The following is a 16,341-nucleotide window of genomic DNA, read 5'->3' on the forward strand; positions in this document are numbered from 1 at the left end:
GCTGTAAAGCGATTGAAAAATAAGCGGTTTTAATTTTTTGTTATTATAAACAGAAGCTTATATTAATTTTTCAATTAATTTTCAATGTTTATTATCGACAGCTAAATTATTTTTTTGGCTGATACTGATATCGTTTTTAACCGGGAAGTGTCTGGCGGCGTTGTTGGCTAAGTTTGCGGTATTGTTGCGGCGACATACCGACATATTTGGCGAAAGTACTGTAAAAACGACTGCTCGAACGAAAACCTGCCGTCAGGGCAATATCGAGAATACTTTTATCGGTATCGCTCAGTAACGCGCGAACGTGGTTGATGCGCATCGCGGTAATGTACTGTTTCATCGTCAACTGCATGACTCGCTGAAATATCCCCATCGCATAGTTGGCGTTTAGTTTGACGTGCTCAGCCACGTCGTTGATGGTCAGCGCCTGGTCATAGTTTTCTGCAATAAAGCCCAGCATCTGGCTGACGTAAAATTGCGCATGGCGCGAGACGCTGTTTTTGTGCGTGCGCGAGGTTTTATTGACCAGAATCGGTTCCCAGCCGGAGAGGCTAAATCGCTTGAGCATCAGGCCAATTTCATCAATGGCGAGCTGGCGGATTTGCTCATTCGGGCTGTTCAATTCCTGCTGCCAGCGGCGCACTTCAAAGGGGCTAAGTTGCTGTGTCGCCAGCGATTTAATCACCATGCCGTGAGTGACGTGGTTTATAAGGTCTTTATCCAGAGGCCAGGAGAGAAACAGATGCATCGGCAGATTAAAAATCGCCATGCTCTGACAGGTTCCGGTATCGGTTAGTTGGTGTGGCGTACAGGCCCAGAACAGCGTGATATGCCCCTGATTGATATTCACTTTTTCATTGTTAATCAGGTATTCCACATCGCCATCGAAAGGCACATTTACCTCAACCTGACCATGCCAGTGGCTGGTGGTCATGACATGCGGTGCACGAAACTCTATCTCCATCCGCTGGTATTCTGAGTACAGAGACAGCGGGCTGCGGGTCTGTTTTTCATCGCTGCTACACATAAAGGTATCTGTATTCATGGATGGCTCTCTTTCCTGGATTATCAGAATTATGGCATGAGTGGCTGAGGATGACTGCGAATGACGACACAAAACGTAAAGAGAGAGGATTTTCTAAGGGCTAATTACTCTGTTTTTCAGGTAATTTAGTCCCAAAAACTCAGATTTACTGCTAAGTAACCCCAGATCTGAGTTTTTGGGAATGCTCAATCGGGAAGCCGGAGGCTTTCTGCGAAATCGCCTGTCATGATGAAATCATTCAAGCAAGCCTGGAGACCTGAATGATGTCTGCACCCAAAATTACTTTTATCGGCGCTGGTTCGACAATTTTCGTAAAAAATATTCTTGGTGATGTGTTTCATCGCGAGGCGCTGAAAACGGCGCATATTGCTCTGATGGATATTGATCCAACTCGCCTGGAAGAGTCGCACATTGTGGTGCGTAAGCTGATGGATTCAGCAGGAGCCAGCGGCAAAATCACCTGCCACACGCAACAGAAAGAAGCCTTACAGGATGCCGATTTTGTCGTGGTGGCATTTCAGATTGGTGGTTATGAACCTTGCACGGTGACTGATTTCGAGGTCTGTAAGCGCCACGGTCTGGAACAAACTATTGCCGATACGTTGGGGCCGGGCGGCATTATGCGCGCGCTGCGTACCATTCCGCACCTGTGGCAAATTTGCGAAGACATGACAGAAGTCTGCCCCGATGCCACCATGCTCAACTACGTTAACCCGATGGCGATGAATACCTGGGCGATGTATGCCCGCTATCCGCATATCAAACAGGTAGGGCTGTGCCATTCGGTGCAGGGAACGGCGGAAGAGCTGGCGCGTGACCTCAATATTGACCCCGCTACGCTGCGTTATCGTTGTGCGGGTATCAACCATATGGCGTTTTACCTGGAACTGGAGCGCAAAACCGCCGACGGCAGTTACGTGAATCTCTACCCGGAACTGCTGGCAGCGTATGACGCAGGTCAGGCACCGAAGCCGAATATTCATGGTAATCCTCGCTGCCAGAATATTGTGCGCTATGAAATGTTCAAAAAGCTGGGCTACTTCGTCACGGAGTCGTCAGAACATTTTGCCGAATATACGCCGTGGTTTATTAAGCCAGGCCGTGAGGATTTGATTGAGCGTTATAAAGTACCGCTGGATGAGTACCCGAAACGCTGCGTCGAGCAGTTGGAGAACTGGCACAAAGAGCTGGAGGAGTATAAGAACGCCTCCCGGATTGATATTAAACCGTCACGGGAATATGCCAGCACCATCATGAACGCTATCTGGACCGGCGAACCGAGCGTGATTTATGGCAACGTCCGTAACGATGGCTTGATTGATAACCTGCCGCAAGGATGTTGTGTGGAAGTGGCCTGCCTGGTTGATGCAAATGGCATTCAGCCGACCAAAGTCGGTACGCTACCGTCGCATCTGGCAGCCCTGATGCAAACCAATATTAACGTACAGACGCTGCTTACCGAAGCCATTCTCACCGAAAATCGTGACCGTGTTTACCACGCTGCGATGATGGACCCGCACACTGCCGCCGTGTTGGGAATTGACGAAATATATGCCCTTGTTGACGATCTGATTTCCGCCCACGGCGACTGGCTGCCAGGCTGGTTGCATCGTTAAGGGATAATCGCTTCCGGCGCTTTGGTAATTAAGCCATAGCGCCGGAGCTGGCGACAGTGAAGGCGAGCAAGCAATATCACCGTAGTTAATGCGCCCAGCAGCGCGCAGAACATATCGGATTGCGTGTCCCACTGGTCGCCCTGGGTGCCGAGAAAATCATCCGCTCCCTGACCCATCGCCAGCGCCGTCCACCACTCGATCAACTCATACATGGCGCTTATCGCCAGTGCTACGCAGCAGACCAGAAACGCCACCATTTTGCGTCCGCGCACGTACATCCCACGCACGAGGATTTCTCGCGCCACCAGTGCAGGCACCAGCCCCTGGAAAAAATGCCCCAGCTTGTCATACGGATTACGGCTTAACCCCAACCATTCCTGTACTTCAAAACCGATGGGGACTTTCGCGTAGGTGTACTGACCGCCGACCATCAGGATGATGGCGTGAAAGAAAATCAGTGCATAGAGCAGCGGCGTTAACGGATAACGTCTGGCGGTGGTAAGCAGCAACGGTACGACAATAATTACCGGCGTCACTTCCATCAACCAGGTGAGTTTGTCATGAGCCGAAATTCCGGTGTAAATCAGGATTAACGTCAGCGCCAGCGCGCCAGTGTTAAGAATTAACGGCTTGAGTGTGCGGGTCATGGTGAGTTCGCAAGTCAGGGAAAATACTGACTATTCACCAGCAAGCGTGAAATTACAATCGCAAAAGAGGTGGCCCAGGGGGATCACCTGGCAGTATGCCGCCAGGCGCTGGGCCAAAGAAGTTACTTAGTGCAGTTCGCGCACTGTTTGTTGACGATTTGCTGGAAGAAGTCGTTGCCTTTGTCATCGACCAGGATAAACGCCGGGAAATCTTCTACTTCGATTTTCCAGATAGCTTCCATACCCAGTTCCGGATAAGCGACACATTCCAGATGCTTAATGCTCTGCTGTGCCAGCACTGCCGCCGGGCCGCCAATGCTGCCGAGGTAGAAGCCGCCGTGTTTATGACATGCGTCGGTGACTTGCTGACTGCGGTTACCTTTCGCCAGCATGATCATGCTGCCGCCGTGGGATTGCAGCAGATCTACGTAAGAGTCCATACGGCCTGCGGTGGTTGGGCCTAAAGAACCCGATGGATAACCGGCTGGCGTTTTTGCCGGACCTGCGTAGTAGATCGGGTGATCTTTGATGTACTGCGGCAGTTCTTTACCGGCGTCGATCAATTCTTTCAGCTTGGCGTGCGCAATATCACGACCGACGATAATTGTGCCGGTGAGTGACAAGCGGGTGGATACCGGATACTGCGAAAGCTGGGCGAGGATCTCTTTCATCGGACGGTTGAGATCGACTTTCACCGCTTCGCCTTCACCCGCCTGACGCAGCTCTTCAGGAATATACTGACCTGGGTTGTGTTCCAGTTTTTCTATCCAGATACCTTCGCGGTTAATTTTCGCTTTAATGTTGCGGTCAGCGGAGCAGGAGACGCCCATACCCACCGGGCAGGATGCGCCGTGACGCGGCAGGCGGATTACGCGGATGTCGTGAGCGAAGTATTTACCGCCAAACTGCGCGCCGAGGCCGAGCTTCTGAGCCTCTTCCAGCAGTTCTTGTTCTAACTGAACATCGCGGAACGCCTGACCGTGTTCGTTCCCTTCAGTCGGCAGCTCATCGTAATAGTGAGCACTTGCCAACTTGACGGTTTTCAGGTTGGTTTCCGCAGACGTGCCGCCAATCACAAACGCGATATGGTACGGCGGGCAGGCTGCGGTGCCGAGGGTACGCATTTTCTCAACGAGGAAGTTTTTCAGTTTACCCGGAGTCAGCAGGGCTTTGGTTTCCTGATAGAGATACGTTTTGTTGGCAGAACCGCCGCCTTTGGCAACGCAGAGGAATTTGTACTCGTCGCCATCTACCGCGTACAGGTCGATTTGCGCAGGCAGGTTAGTGCCGGTGTTGACCTCTTTGTACATGTCCAGCGGTGCGTTTTGTGAATAGCGCAGGTTATCTTCGATATAAGTGTTATAGACACCTTTTGACAAGGCTTCTTCATCACCGCCGCCGGTCCACACTCGCTGACCTTTTTTACCGACGATGATGGCGGTGCCGGTATCCTGGCAGGTCGGCAATACACCTTTGGCGGCGATTTCTGAGTTTCTCAAGAATTGCAGCGCCACATACTTATCGTTTTCACTGGCTTCAGGGTCGTGAAGAATAGAAGCTACCTGTTGCTGGTGTGCCGGGCGGAGCATGAAAGAAGCGTCATGGAAGGCTTGCTGCGCCAGCAAGGTCAGGGCTTCAGGTTCCACCTTCAGGATGGTTTCGCCGTTAAATTCGGCAACACTAACGTAATCGGATGTGAGCAGATAGTACTCGGTATTGTCTTTCCCCATCGGGAAAGGCGCCTGATAAATAAACTCTTTATTTGACATAGCTTCCAGCCTGTAACTCTGTATTTGTTATACGAAAATGGCGTGCCGCACAGCGACGGGCAGCACGCAGAGTGCAATTACAAGAACCCGTACATCGCAGCGAAGATCCAGCCGAAGACGCACGATACGCTCACACCAATCAACCCTGGCAAAATAAAGCTGTGGTTGATGACGAAGCGGCCGATGTGGGTGGTTCCGGAACGGTCAAACTGAATCGCTGCCAGATCGCTCGGATAGGTCGGCAGGATGTAATAACCATAGCAAGCCGGTGCTGAAGCCACGATGTATGCCGGGTCAACGCCAATCGCCAGTGCAACCGGAACAATTGCTGCCAGTGCAGCGGCCTGGGAGTTAACAAACTTGGAGACCAGCAATAGAACAATGGCATAAGCCCACGGATACTCTTTCACCATTTCGCCCAGTACGCCCTGAATTTCAGACATATGCGCACCGAACATGGTTTCCGCCATCCACGCGATACCGTATACCGCCACGATGGCAATCATACCGGAACGGAAGACTTCATTTTTTGAGATGGACGCGGGATTGGTTTTGGTCAGGATAATAATCAGCGCCCCGGTCAACAGCATAAACATCTGGATAACCAGTACCATCGACAGCGGTTTGCCGCCAAAAGACGGACGCAGGTCAGAATCAGCACCAAGAAGTGCGACCACCGCGATTGCCCCGAGGAAGATCCACATTGCCAGCCAGTTGCTTTTCGGCAGTTTTTTATCCAGCAGCGTGGCAGTGTCACCGTAAACGTACTCACGGTTTTCTGGTACGGAGATGAATTTCTGGAACTCTTCGTCTTTGTCCAGATCTTTACCACGGAACCAACTGAAAATACCGATCGCCAGGATACCTAACAAGGTAGAGGGGATGGTAATCGCAAGCAGGTCGAGGAACTCAAGGTGACGACCATCAAAGGTTACGTTCCCCAGCATTGCGACCAGCGATACAACGGCAACCGACACCGGACTGGCGATAATCCCCATCTGCGCGCCGATAGAGCTCGCCGCCATTGGGCGTTCCGGACGGATGTTGTTCTTAATCGCAACGTCGTAGATGATCGGCAGGATGGTGTAAACCACGTGACCCGTACCGCAAAGAATGGTCAGCGTACAGGTGACAAATGGTGCGACGATGGAAACATATTTCGGATTGCGACGCAGCAGTTTTTCGGCAATTTGCAGCATAACATCCAGGCCGCCAGAGGCTTGCAGGGTCGCCGATGCCGCCACCACCGCAATGATAACCAGCATGACATCAACCGGTGGTTTACCCGGCTGAAGATGGAAGACGAATACCAGAATGACCAGGCCGATACCGCCTAATAAACCCAGCGCGATACCGCCCTTTCGGGCACCATAAAACAGACATATCAGTATTATGATAAGTTGGATGGTAAATAACATGTGTAAACCCTCGCGATAATCCCATTTAAATTCTTGCCAAATAGATCACAGCCACATTCTGTTTTGGATGAACTGTTATCAGAGACTGACTAAATATCTGTTTGGTCGTTACTGGCTTGAGTAAATACTTCACAGTGAATATTGGCTGATTCAGACAGCGGTAAATTTATGCACTGTGATAAGTGACTTTTTCAGAGGAAAATACTCTCTGGCGATGGGGTTATAGTTTGTGTTTCGCAGATGTTAAAGATCTGTTTTGCTCTATCTTGTTGATATTTATTGGTATAATTTTTGTTCTACAGACAGATATCATCAAGTTTATAGATTATTCTGATCTACCTATTTGTGGGTAAAAATACACATAATACGGGTGACATAATAGTTAATTAACTTTTGTTAGCGTTTTGAAATTAAAAACTCTATTTATCCGAATTGATATTAATTCGCAGGGGATGAAGAGGGATAATTATATTTGATCTGGCACAAGTTTTACTGATGGCTGATGTAACTTGTGCCAGTGCTGGTTTGCATTACTGCAATAATTGTTACTTCCAGATAACTAATAACGCGTTATTGGCAATATTGCTTCAGTAATGAGTAATGCTCTGCCTGAATACGGTAGCGATAAACCGGACGACCGGTGACGCCATAATGGATACTGGTAACTAAGATGTGACAATTTACTAGCCAGATCAGATATTTGCGGCAGGAAACGCGAGAGATGTTAACCTCGTTGGCCAGCTCGTCGGTTGAAAATTCATAGTCCTGGTGAGCGTCAATCCACTGGCACAGCGTGCGTAAAGTCTGCGGCGTTAAGCCTTTCGGCAGTCGGCGGGTATCCTGTTCGTTAGATGAGTTGCCATGAATTAGCTGATCCAGTTCGGTCTGGTCATAGTATTGATGTTTCTCTAGCGCCATTTTCTTTTGTCGCCAGCCGATGAGTGCCTCTTCAAAACGTGATGCCTGGAACGGTTTGATGAGATAATCAACGACGCCATAATGCAGAGAATCCTTAATGGTTGCGGCATCAGCAGCCGAGGAGATGACAATCACATCGCTTTTGCATCGAGCGTTGTGCAGGACAGGCAGTAAATCGAGCCCGTTTTCTTTTTGCATATAGATATCGAGCAAGATCAGGTCGATAGGCGTTTCGTTGTTGAAGATAATCTCTTTGGCTTTCTCCAGTGTCGAGGCTGTTCCGCAGCATTGAAAACCAGGGATCTGCGCCACGTATCGGCGATTCAACTCCGCCACCATTGCGTCGTCATCGATAATTAATACATTGATCATTTGCTCGACCTCTCCCCATCCCAGGGTAACTGGACAAAAAATTGTGTGAAAATCCCGGGTTCCGATTCCACGGCAATGCTGCCGCCGAGATTTTCAACCTGTTGTTTGACAAGTGCCAGACCGACGCCTCGTTCACTTCCTTTTGTCGAGACACCTTTTTCAAAAATGTGATCGATTTTGTCGGGGGAAATTCCCGGACCATCATCGTTAATTTCACAGTGCAGCCAGCCGTGACGGTAGTGCAACGTAACGCTGATTTCACCACCGGGTTCTTGCCCTAATGCCTCCAGCGCGTTTTCTATCAGATTTCCCAGTGCGGTAATTAACGTTGCGACTTGATCTTCACTACCGCTGTCTGGCAACTGGCTCTCACTATTTAATATCAGCGTATGGCCTAAATCGGTCGCGCGGTTAATCTTGCTGATTAAAAAACCAGCGATAACCGGAGATTTGATTTTACCCAGCAAAGAGCCAATCTCTTCCTGATAGTTGTTGGCTGTTTTTAGAATGTAATCTTCCAACTGCTTATAACTCTTCAGATGTAATAATCCGAGAATCACGTGTAATTTGTTCATAAATTCGTGGGAGCGTTCACGAAGTGCGTCGGCATAGTTGACCAGCCCATCCAACCGTTGCATTAGTTTACGAACTTCCGTTTTGTCCCTGAAGGTGGAGATGGCTCCGATGATAACGCCATTGCTGCGTACGGGTACGGTGTTGATGAGTAATAGCCGATCTTTGACGGTAACCTCTTCATCTCGTCGCGGCGTGCCGTCACGTAATACTTCCGAGACATCCACCACCTGCGACCATGCCTGACTCAGTGTCGATAGCTTTTCGTCATCCTGGGATTTGTGATAATTAAGCAGTTCTTGCGCAGCATCATTGATGAGTGTGACCTCGCCGCGCGCGTCTACGGCAACGACACCTTCCTTGATTGATTGCAGCATTGCCTGGCGTTGCTCAAACAGAGTTGAGATTTCGTAAGGCTCCAGGCCGAACAGGATGCGCTTAAGTACTTTGACTAAAATCCATGTACCCAGCCCGCCAACCAGCACACCGAATAAAATTGACCAGATAATGCTCCAGCGACTGTCATTGATCTGCTGCGTTACGCGGCTTAGCTCCAGACCAATCGCCACCACGCCGATCTGCTTATGATTTTCGTCGTAGATAGGGGTAAATACGCGTAAAGCCTGTGCCAGAAAACCGCGATTAATCGCGACATTTTCCTCGCCGTTGAGCGCCTTCAGGATGTCGTCCCCTTTAAAGAGCTGACCAATGCGTTGGGTTTCAGGGTGCGAGTAGCGAAGGCTTTGCATATTGGTAACGACAATAAACAGCAGATCGTTGCGTTTGCGTACAGCTTCGGCGATGTCCTGGATACCGCTCTCCTGCGGTTTTTTCTGCAAGCCCTGACGAATTTCTGGCGAGTCGGCAAGGGTACGCGCCACGGCCAGCGCCTTGTTAGCCAGCCCGTCACGCGTCATATCGCTGATTTGCGAGAAGTAAACCAGATGCACTACCAGCAGCACCGAGAACAGCACTGCGCTGACCATTAAGATCACCGTGGTACTGAGTTTCATCGGACGTTTGCGTAACATGCGGCAGGGCAGTGAATGTCTCATCAGCTTCCTTGTATGACAAATTTCCTAAGCATTATCTCTGATGCTGCGGGTAATTCAAAGGGAGTAAGGGGATTGGCCATCCGGGGAAGCGGATTTGGTAACTGAAACTTCCGGTGTCGTCTGGCGATTCGGGAGCTATGCTTATAGCGAAAACCATACTTATGAGGGAGAGAAGGTCATGGATCAGGAACTACTGGATGTTGGTTATCGCTGCTATACCGGCGAAAAGGTCGATGTCTATTTCAACACCGCAATATGTCAGCATTCCGGTAATTGTGTTCGCGGTAATAGCAAACTGTTTAATCTCAAACGTAAGCCGTGGATCATGCCGGATGAAGTAGACGTCGCCACCGTCGTGAATGTTATTGATACATGTCCCAGCGGTGCACTGAAATACCGTCATAAATAAGTGAGGGGAAAATGGAAATACGTGAGGGTCATAATAAATTTTACATCAATGATGCGCAGGGAAATCAAATAGCTGAAATTGTCTTTGTGCCGACTGGAGAGAATTTAGCGATTATTGAACATACCGATGTTGATGAAAGCCTGAAAGGGCAGGGGATTGGTAAACAGCTGGTAGCGAAAGTCGTGGAAAAAATGCGCCAGGAAAAACGGAAAATTATCCCACTGTGCCCGTTTGCGAAACACGAATTTGATAAAACGCGTGAGTATGATGATATTCGCAGTTGATGGGGCGAAGGCAGGAAGGACGTATTCCCAAAAGCAAAAACCCGCCTTGTAGGCGGGTTCTCAGGAATTAGTGGTGCCCGGACTCGAAATCGAAGATTTCTTCTATCATGATGATCATAGGGGATAATCTGGTACTGATTGGTTGAGTACCTCAGTGGTAACCGCAATTATTAACGGTGTGTTTGATTAACCTGGTTAAAAGCCGGGGGAGCGTTCCCCGGCACCATCTCAATAATAGGTAAATGTAACCGGCAAACTGGCGGTGTAACTTCCAGCAGGAATCGTCCCTGTACGTGGTGAAACTCTGACCAGTAAGCTTCCGTCAAACTGTTTTGGACTCACAAGAAAAGGGGCTTTACTCAACTCAACCGGTGAGCCAAATGTAACGGCTCCCCCGCCTTTTTTCCATGACAGCGTAAGATCTACCATATTGTTGGAGGTCGTGATTTTAGAGTTATTGCCTCCAGTAAACGTCACTTCAAATTTGGTAATATTACTTAAGCAATTTATTAAAATTGGGACTTCAACATTATTGTCACCTAATAAAGCGCCTGATGTCGTTATAAGGGGAAGCTGAACATTTTCAGGCAGACCAGTTCCATTATTGATCTGACATTGTGGATTGGTCACGGTCATGTTGATGGGTAAGCTAACGTTTGCTGTTTGCGCAGCATAACCCGCCAACGGTGTGGATGCGCTTAAGAGTCCCATAAGCAAGGGAAAAAGGAGACAACGCTTGTCAATCATAGGTCACCTCGACCGTCAAACTGGTATTAACATTCCCTGCCTGGAGCGTTTCACCGGGAATTTGTTTGGGTAAAAGCTGAAACTGGCCAAGCGTTTCACTATTTTTACTTAATGCCGTCGATGCAGGTGCAAAAGGCTTATTCAATTCAAGCGGCGCAAAATCCGTACCGGTTGCATTTTTCCATGACAACGCAAGCCCAACGCCAGATAAACCCGTTTTCATCAGACTGGTGCTGCTCGCAGCAACGCCAGCGGCTGGCGAAAATTTTATGGAGATCCCCGTTGCAGGCCAACTGCAGGAAATATTCAAATCGACGGTCTGAGCCGTTGTTGCGCTATTTTCAAACTGACTAAAGCTGACCTGTTGAAAGTTAAGGTTTGCCGGAGAGAGTGACAATGCACACGTATTTACGGCTAACTCGGCGTTTATCATCACTCTCTTCTGTACTGATTTCGACGCAGAGGCGTCGTGAAATGAAAAAAGTATCAAAAAAAATAGTAGCCATCTATGCATAACGTCATTCAGCCTATCTGTAGATTAGCGAAACATTCAGGTACGTTGAAACCTTCCCGACAGGAAACGGTGTTGAAGGCTTGACGTTAATTCTGAATGTTGCAGTAGCATCAAGATTATATTTGTATGGATCAAATATTTTATAATTCGCATTAAGGGGAATGGTGTATAAATTCCCATACTGTCTGGTTATTTGGAAGTTTAATTTTCGTCCATTACTATCACTGGCACTAAACAACCCATTTGCTGCGTCAACCACGTTCTCCGGGTCAAAGCGAACATATAACCCATTAATAAGAGCTTTATTTTTACATGAGTAATAGACTGATAACTCTTTATATAAAGAGTTATTATTGACATCACTTGGCGTTAATCTACCAAAATCTAAATTCTCTGTAGAAAGACTCATTGAACAAGTGGCAGTATCCTGAAATCGAAACGGAATCACATCAGGAAAAGCGCTGCTGACATATATATTTGGACTATACACTAAAGTATTTCCAACGGATAGGGGTTTGATATTAATGCTGTAACTACCAGTTTGTGTGTTTTGCATCCAGTACTCATCGTTCACGATAAGTTTGGCTTTACCAAGAACAGTTCCTGCTGGCCACGTAACGTTTCCATCCCATGGAGCAGATTTGATAATGTCAGAGCGAATATCATTACCTTGACACTGCATACCTTCAAGTTTCCATTCAATTCCTGGATAGGAAGTGGTTATGGTTGTGGAGTTTTTACAAGTTCCTCCACCTGTCATCCTCATGAGCATTTGACTCTTCTTGGTTGAATTCTCTATATAATCAGGCTCACAAGTCATTCCACCTTGTACGGTTACTTGCATTATTAGCAATGGATCATTATTTGCTGGCGTATAGCCAGAGCCAGCAGAAGTCCAATAACCACGGTCACTGGGATCAGTATTAAAATATATTGATCCTCCACTACAATTTGATGCCATGGCGGGTAAAGAATTAAGTGATAAAAAAGCAAATAAAAGAGCAAGTATGGATCTATACATAGCAAAAACCTTATGTGCTTCAGGATTTATTTAATTTATACTCTTTATCAACGCCATAATCATCGAATGCCACAATACTCAGGCTGTTACTGGTGACTGACTTACCCAGCGATACTTTTTCACCCGGAGCAAACACAGATAGTTTATCTTTAATATCCTCGCTAACTTTTATGGGTGTTCCATTTTGTTTAACACTGATTATTGCAAAGTAGTAGGGGGTGTCGTTCCAGAGAACGGTGTTCCCCTCACTGCTTATCGCCTTAATATTCTGCTCGGCGTTTTCCCTTTTCTCTTTCAATGTGTCAGGACGATAAAACATTTTGACCTGAGTATGCAGCGCAATCGATAAGGTATTAGTACCGTCCTTCGGCGCTTTAGGGATCTCCTGGATGTTGATCCAAAATAGCGATTCTTTGTCCTTTGGAAGCGCATCATTAATTTTCAGGATACGCAGAATTTGTTTATGTTGTTCAGTCACTTTAAAAAAAGTGGGGCTGGGCACAAAATAGACGTTTTTATCGTTCTGATCCTGATTTTCAATCCATATTTGTCCGCCATATTCCTGAGTAGACTGGTTATCAACCTGTACAGAGATATTCTCTCTTTTTTCATCAAAAACATAGCGTGTGCTGTTAAGGACGAAAGCCGCATGACTTGATGCCGTAAATAAACACAGTGATGCGAACGTGAATAATTTCTGTAGTGTATTTTTCTTAGCCACACTTAATCTCCTGTACTTTACCCATATCTTTCTTCAGCGATCGAGAGTCGAATTTGCAATCACCGACAGAAATTATCCCTTCATCTTTTTCTTCCAGATTCATTAATAAAATACCGCCGTTGTTGACGTAGCCGATTTCCTGATTTTCCGCGTTTTTAGCAATACTCCCCATTGGAATAACGAAACCATTACCGCTGATGACTTTAACAATATAGGTGTTGATTTTTCTGTATTTCACCTTTTTATAGATAATCGCGTTTTCTGTCGGCGTTACATTGATTGCGTTTTCGATTAATTCAACGCTCTGCGGTAGATTGTCCGCATTCACCGTGATGGTGTTATTGTTATACGCCGTTAACGGTATCACTGCGCGTCCTTTTTTATCGCCAGGCATGGAACCATTAAATCTAACGCCAGGAACATCTTCCATTTGTACAACTGCAATTTCATCATTTTTCACAGGGGTAAAAAGGATACCTGCATCAGGCACTCCGATAATACTGCCGCCAACCTGGAATGACGAACTCGACGTGCTCCCCATTTGCGAATAGCTTGCCGAGGTTTGCACACCATCAAACAGATAAGAAGCAGAAACTGCGCTTCCTGTAGTGTTGCGTGACTGGTTGATGGATGCGTTATAGCTTAAACGTGAATTAATACTTCCGGAAACGCCGGTGTTGAAATTGGTACCGTTACGGCGATCATAGTTTATACCAGAGAAGCTATAGTGCGATTTATCAAACACGCTAAAGGGCACGCTAAGGGATACCCCGGCGTTATAATCGTTTTCCATGCCTTGCAGTCTGGAATACCCGGCATTCAGAGAGACCGAGATATTATTAAAGCTTTTGCTAAGATTTAAGTTTGCACCGACCTCACTGGAACGATCCCAGTAGTCCTCCTTCCAGGCAGACATATTTAAAAAGACATTCATTTCTGGTAATTGATAGGTAATAATCGATTCATACCGCTGTTTAGGCCTGTTGTTTAACAGGCTGTAATAGCGATAGTTGAAATCTGAATAATCAATATAATTCTCTGAGTTAAAACGATAACCGATTAGCTGTAAATTTGCGTTTTCCCCTAAGGCGCGGGCATATTTTACCGATGCGCTAAAACCATTCATGGCTTTACCATTATGATATTTGGCTTGCGACAGATTGCCGCTCATCGCGACTGCGCCAAACCAGCCAAAGGAGCGGATGAACCCCAGGCCAACGTTAGTATAGTTTTTGTCCACCAGTGCAGATGTATTGAGCGTAAAGGGCACAAAACCGTAATCATAGGTCATTTGCGCGAATAAGCTGTCCTCATCACGCTTGTCACTGTACTGATCAACTTTGCTACCTATGGCAATATTGTAATTATAATTGCCAGGTTTCAATAAATTCGGCAGAACAGCAACCGGGAAGCGTTGTTCTTTGACCGTGCCATCTTCTTCATAGATCTTTAAAATAATATCGCCTGAATACACACCTGTCAGATCATTAATCACAAAAGGACCAGGCGGAACCACGAACGATTTCAATGTATAACCGCCTTGTTCGACAGTGACGCGGGCATGTGTTCTGGCAATGCCGTTGATAACCGGGGCATAGGATTGTGAGTTCCAGGGATACATATCCTGATTGGACTTTAACTGTGCGCCATAAAAGGTAAATCCGTCATTCAGGGTATTGTAGGACTGGGTTTTGCCAATCAGAATATCTGATTTAATCGATTTAATTGCATGTGTTAACAACAGGTTATTGCTCTGAAATTTTTCCCCTTTATACGCGTATCCCCTGCCAAGCAGGACCCATTCGCCAATATTGATCTGGCCTTCAATGTTACCGTATGTTGTCCGATCCTGGTTGCTGGATTTTGAAGTATTAAGATCATAGGCGAGTTTAAAACCGGTACTACCATAATCCCAGGAGTTGCCTTCTTTTTTGGTATCGATAAAACCCGCCTGCGGCATATCGATTGACAACTCTTGCAGGGAAGGATCAAAAAATACTCGGCTGTTCTTCTCTTTATCTATGAGATAGCAGTTGCGTGCCGGATTAAGATACGCTTTATAAAATTCTTTATTGATAGTAATGCCTTTTTCCTGCAACCATTCATCAGAAAGACAAATATGCTCTGCATCATCATTGCTGATCGCTAAATCTACAGAGGTCGCAGTTTTAGAACCATTAAAGAGCAGATCGACAACGTACTTTCCGGGTATGTTTTGCCCGGAGTTTTTCAACACCACGGGCACCTCTTTGCTGCCGCCGCGGATAAAGCTATAGTTAAAATCGTCGGCAAGAATTTCATTCGACCATAAATGAAAAATGATAGCGACACATAATACTTTTATTTTCATTTTTATTCCTTGCCGACGGGTAACTTATTTAAGAAGGGAGTAAACACTCCCTTTTAATCAAAAGATAATTATTTATAGGTTACAACATAGCTTGCAGATGCATTGAATGGACCAGCCGTCATGGTAGTACCTGCTGCTGGTTTGGTAAGCACAGCACTGTAATCAAATGACGCCAGACCTTTCGCATTAGTATAATCGAATGAGGTTTGACCTTGTTTAATAAGTGCTGCAGTAGTTGTTTGAGTAGCATTTGTTGCTGAAACTTGCAGATAAGCATTTGTTCCACCAGCGGCAGAGTTAGCAATACCAGAAGCATTTAAAGTCGGAGAAGACCATGATACATTTGCAGATGTTTTAGCAAGACATGCGTTATCAGCAGGAACCAGCTTAAATACTACGGGGGTACCATTACCGGTAGCCGCCGTTGACAATGTACCTAAATTAACATTAGTCATATTTCCGCCTGCGCTATCTTTCACAGAAAACTCACAAGTAGCAGTAGAAACACTACCCGTAAAGTTTACGGTCCCCGTGTTTGGCGCAGCCATAGCATTAGACGCTACACCCAGAATTGCCAAAATTGCCGAACCTAAAATCAGTTTTTTCATTTTATACTCCATAATAATAGGCTTAATTCTTAAGTCAGCTCATAACCATCTTAATGAGCGATACAGAATATATTGCCCTGAAAATTTATAGGCAAACCTTAAAATGAGTGATTGTTACTTTTGTATCTCTTTTTTTTATTCATGGTGTAATTGCTTATGTTGATTTTATTTTTGGTGATATTTTTTTTATTTTGAGGTAAAGGGAAAAATAAACAGTGCTATTATTAGTTTATTTTCAGGGTGTCTTTTCGAGATAAAAAAATAGCAAACCACT

15 protein-coding genes are annotated in these 16,341 nt (G+C 46.4%); 3 read left to right on the top strand and 12 right to left on the bottom strand.

Annotated features, from left to right (window positions below; translation table 11 throughout):
• Window positions 1-136: 136 nt before the first annotated feature.
• A complete protein-coding gene (gene melR / locus C3D30_RS00635; protein WP_001090774.1) occupies window positions 137-1,045 on the bottom strand; it encodes a transcriptional regulator MelR in 909 nt (302 codons plus the stop codon).
• A 260-nt stretch (window positions 1,046-1,305) separates the two neighbouring features.
• Between melR and melA the strand changes: the two genes are divergently transcribed.
• The gene (gene melA / locus C3D30_RS00640) at window positions 1,306-2,661 is read left to right on the top strand and encodes an alpha-galactosidase (protein ID WP_000986615.1); all 1,356 of its coding nucleotides are present in this window, start codon (window positions 1,306-1,308) and stop codon (window positions 2,659-2,661) included.
• Here the strand turns inward: melA and C3D30_RS00645 are convergent.
• The 5 genes from C3D30_RS00645 to C3D30_RS00665 form a co-directional block, all read right to left on the bottom strand.
• On the bottom strand, window positions 2,658-3,308 hold the full coding sequence (locus C3D30_RS00645; RefSeq protein WP_000198758.1) for a DUF2238 domain-containing protein: 651 nt from the start codon (window positions 3,306-3,308) through the stop codon (window positions 2,658-2,660). The two genes, melA and C3D30_RS00645, sit on opposite strands and share 4 nt — an antisense overlap.
• A gap of 122 nt (window positions 3,309-3,430) precedes the next feature.
• Window positions 3,431-5,077, bottom strand: coding sequence for a class I fumarate hydratase (fumB, locus tag C3D30_RS00650; RefSeq protein WP_000066142.1), 1,647 nt, complete (start codon window positions 5,075-5,077; stop codon window positions 3,431-3,433).
• Between the two features lie 77 nt (window positions 5,078-5,154).
• Window positions 5,155-6,495 carry an anaerobic C4-dicarboxylate transporter DcuB gene (gene dcuB, locus C3D30_RS00655; protein WP_000899528.1) on the bottom strand — a complete coding sequence of 447 codons (1,341 nt, stop codon included), beginning with the start codon at window positions 6,493-6,495 and terminating at the stop codon, window positions 5,155-5,157.
• A 570-nt stretch (window positions 6,496-7,065) separates the two neighbouring features.
• Window positions 7,066-7,785, bottom strand: a complete 720-nt coding sequence (gene dcuR / locus C3D30_RS00660) for a two-component system response regulator DcuR (RefSeq protein WP_021551520.1) — start codon at window positions 7,783-7,785, stop codon at window positions 7,066-7,068.
• On the bottom strand, window positions 7,782-9,413 hold the full coding sequence (locus tag C3D30_RS00665; RefSeq protein ID WP_016159910.1) for a sensor histidine kinase: 1,632 nt from the start codon (window positions 9,411-9,413) through the stop codon (window positions 7,782-7,784). Before C3D30_RS00665 ends, dcuR begins: the two co-directional genes overlap by 4 nt.
• 178 nt (window positions 9,414-9,591) lie before the next feature.
• Between C3D30_RS00665 and yjdI the strand changes: the two genes are divergently transcribed.
• On the top strand, window positions 9,592-9,822 hold the full coding sequence (gene yjdI, locus C3D30_RS00670) for a 4Fe-4S mono-cluster protein YjdI (protein ID WP_000371865.1): 231 nt from the start codon (window positions 9,592-9,594) through the stop codon (window positions 9,820-9,822).
• 11 nt (window positions 9,823-9,833) lie between these two features.
• On the top strand, window positions 9,834-10,106 hold the full coding sequence (locus C3D30_RS00675) for a GNAT family N-acetyltransferase (protein WP_000405640.1): 273 nt from the start codon (window positions 9,834-9,836) through the stop codon (window positions 10,104-10,106).
• A 228-nt stretch (window positions 10,107-10,334) separates the two neighbouring features.
• Here the strand turns inward: C3D30_RS00675 and C3D30_RS00680 are convergent, their stop codons facing one another.
• The 6 genes from C3D30_RS00680 to C3D30_RS00705 all read right to left on the bottom strand — a co-directional run bounded on the left by C3D30_RS00680 (window position 10,335) and on the right by C3D30_RS00705 (window position 16,067).
• Window positions 10,335-10,853 carry a fimbrial protein gene (locus C3D30_RS00680; protein WP_105286320.1) on the bottom strand — a complete coding sequence of 173 codons (519 nt, stop codon included), beginning with the start codon at window positions 10,851-10,853 and terminating at the stop codon, window positions 10,335-10,337.
• Window positions 10,846-11,286 carry a fimbrial protein gene (locus tag C3D30_RS00685; protein WP_105286321.1) on the bottom strand — a complete coding sequence of 147 codons (441 nt, stop codon included), beginning with the start codon at window positions 11,284-11,286 and terminating at the stop codon, window positions 10,846-10,848. The genes C3D30_RS00680 and C3D30_RS00685 overlap by 8 nt, the downstream gene beginning before the upstream one ends.
• Before the next feature lie 94 nt (window positions 11,287-11,380).
• On the bottom strand, window positions 11,381-12,388 hold the full coding sequence (locus C3D30_RS00690) for a fimbrial protein (protein WP_105286322.1): 1,008 nt from the start codon (window positions 12,386-12,388) through the stop codon (window positions 11,381-11,383).
• Window positions 12,389-12,407: 19 nt separating this feature from the next.
• Window positions 12,408-13,109, bottom strand: coding sequence for a fimbrial chaperone (locus tag C3D30_RS00695; RefSeq protein WP_105286323.1), 702 nt, complete (start codon window positions 13,107-13,109; stop codon window positions 12,408-12,410).
• Window positions 13,102-15,459 (bottom strand): PefC/AfrB family outer membrane usher protein, encoded by a 2,358-nt coding sequence (gene pefC / locus C3D30_RS00700; protein ID WP_105286324.1) that lies wholly within the window; start codon window positions 15,457-15,459, stop codon window positions 13,102-13,104. The genes C3D30_RS00695 and pefC overlap by 8 nt, the downstream gene beginning before the upstream one ends.
• Before the next feature lie 68 nt (window positions 15,460-15,527).
• On the bottom strand, window positions 15,528-16,067 hold the full coding sequence (locus C3D30_RS00705; protein ID WP_105286325.1) for a fimbrial protein: 540 nt from the start codon (window positions 16,065-16,067) through the stop codon (window positions 15,528-15,530).
• Window positions 16,068-16,341 lie beyond the last annotated feature (274 nt).

The sequence above is a fragment of the Escherichia sp. MOD1-EC5433 genome (assembly GCF_002966005.1).
In the GTDB taxonomy this organism is placed as follows: domain Bacteria; phylum Pseudomonadota; class Gammaproteobacteria; order Enterobacterales; family Enterobacteriaceae; genus Escherichia; species Escherichia ruysiae.

Excerpts from the sequence above, each read along its gene's own strand:
- melR (WP_001090774.1), bottom strand. The coding sequence starts at position 1,045 with ATGAATACAGATACCTTTATGTGTAGCAGCGATGAAAAACAGACCCGC.
- melA (WP_000986615.1), top strand. The coding sequence starts at position 1,306 with ATGATGTCTGCACCCAAAATTACTTTTATCGGCGCTGGTTCGACAATT.
- C3D30_RS00645 (WP_000198758.1), bottom strand. The coding sequence starts at position 3,308 with ATGACCCGCACACTCAAGCCGTTAATTCTTAACACTGGCGCGCTGGCG.
- fumB (WP_000066142.1), bottom strand. The coding sequence starts at position 5,077 with ATGTCAAATAAAGAGTTTATTTATCAGGCGCCTTTCCCGATGGGGAAA.
- dcuB (WP_000899528.1), bottom strand. The coding sequence starts at position 6,495 with ATGTTATTTACCATCCAACTTATCATAATACTGATATGTCTGTTTTAT.
- dcuR (WP_021551520.1), bottom strand. The coding sequence starts at position 7,785 with ATGATCAATGTATTAATTATCGATGACGACGCAATGGTGGCGGAGTTG.
- C3D30_RS00665 (WP_016159910.1), bottom strand. The coding sequence starts at position 9,413 with ATGAGACATTCACTGCCCTGCCGCATGTTACGCAAACGTCCGATGAAA.
- yjdI (WP_000371865.1), top strand. The coding sequence starts at position 9,592 with ATGGATCAGGAACTACTGGATGTTGGTTATCGCTGCTATACCGGCGAA.
- C3D30_RS00675 (WP_000405640.1), top strand. The coding sequence starts at position 9,834 with ATGGAAATACGTGAGGGTCATAATAAATTTTACATCAATGATGCGCAG.
- C3D30_RS00680 (WP_105286320.1), bottom strand. The coding sequence starts at position 10,853 with ATGATTGACAAGCGTTGTCTCCTTTTTCCCTTGCTTATGGGACTCTTA.
- C3D30_RS00685 (WP_105286321.1), bottom strand. The coding sequence starts at position 11,286 with ATGATAAACGCCGAGTTAGCCGTAAATACGTGTGCATTGTCACTCTCT.
- C3D30_RS00690 (WP_105286322.1), bottom strand. The coding sequence starts at position 12,388 with ATGTATAGATCCATACTTGCTCTTTTATTTGCTTTTTTATCACTTAAT.
- pefC (WP_105286324.1), bottom strand. The coding sequence starts at position 15,459 with ATGAAAATAAAAGTATTATGTGTCGCTATCATTTTTCATTTATGGTCG.
- C3D30_RS00705 (WP_105286325.1), bottom strand. The coding sequence starts at position 16,067 with ATGAAAAAACTGATTTTAGGTTCGGCAATTTTGGCAATTCTGGGTGTA.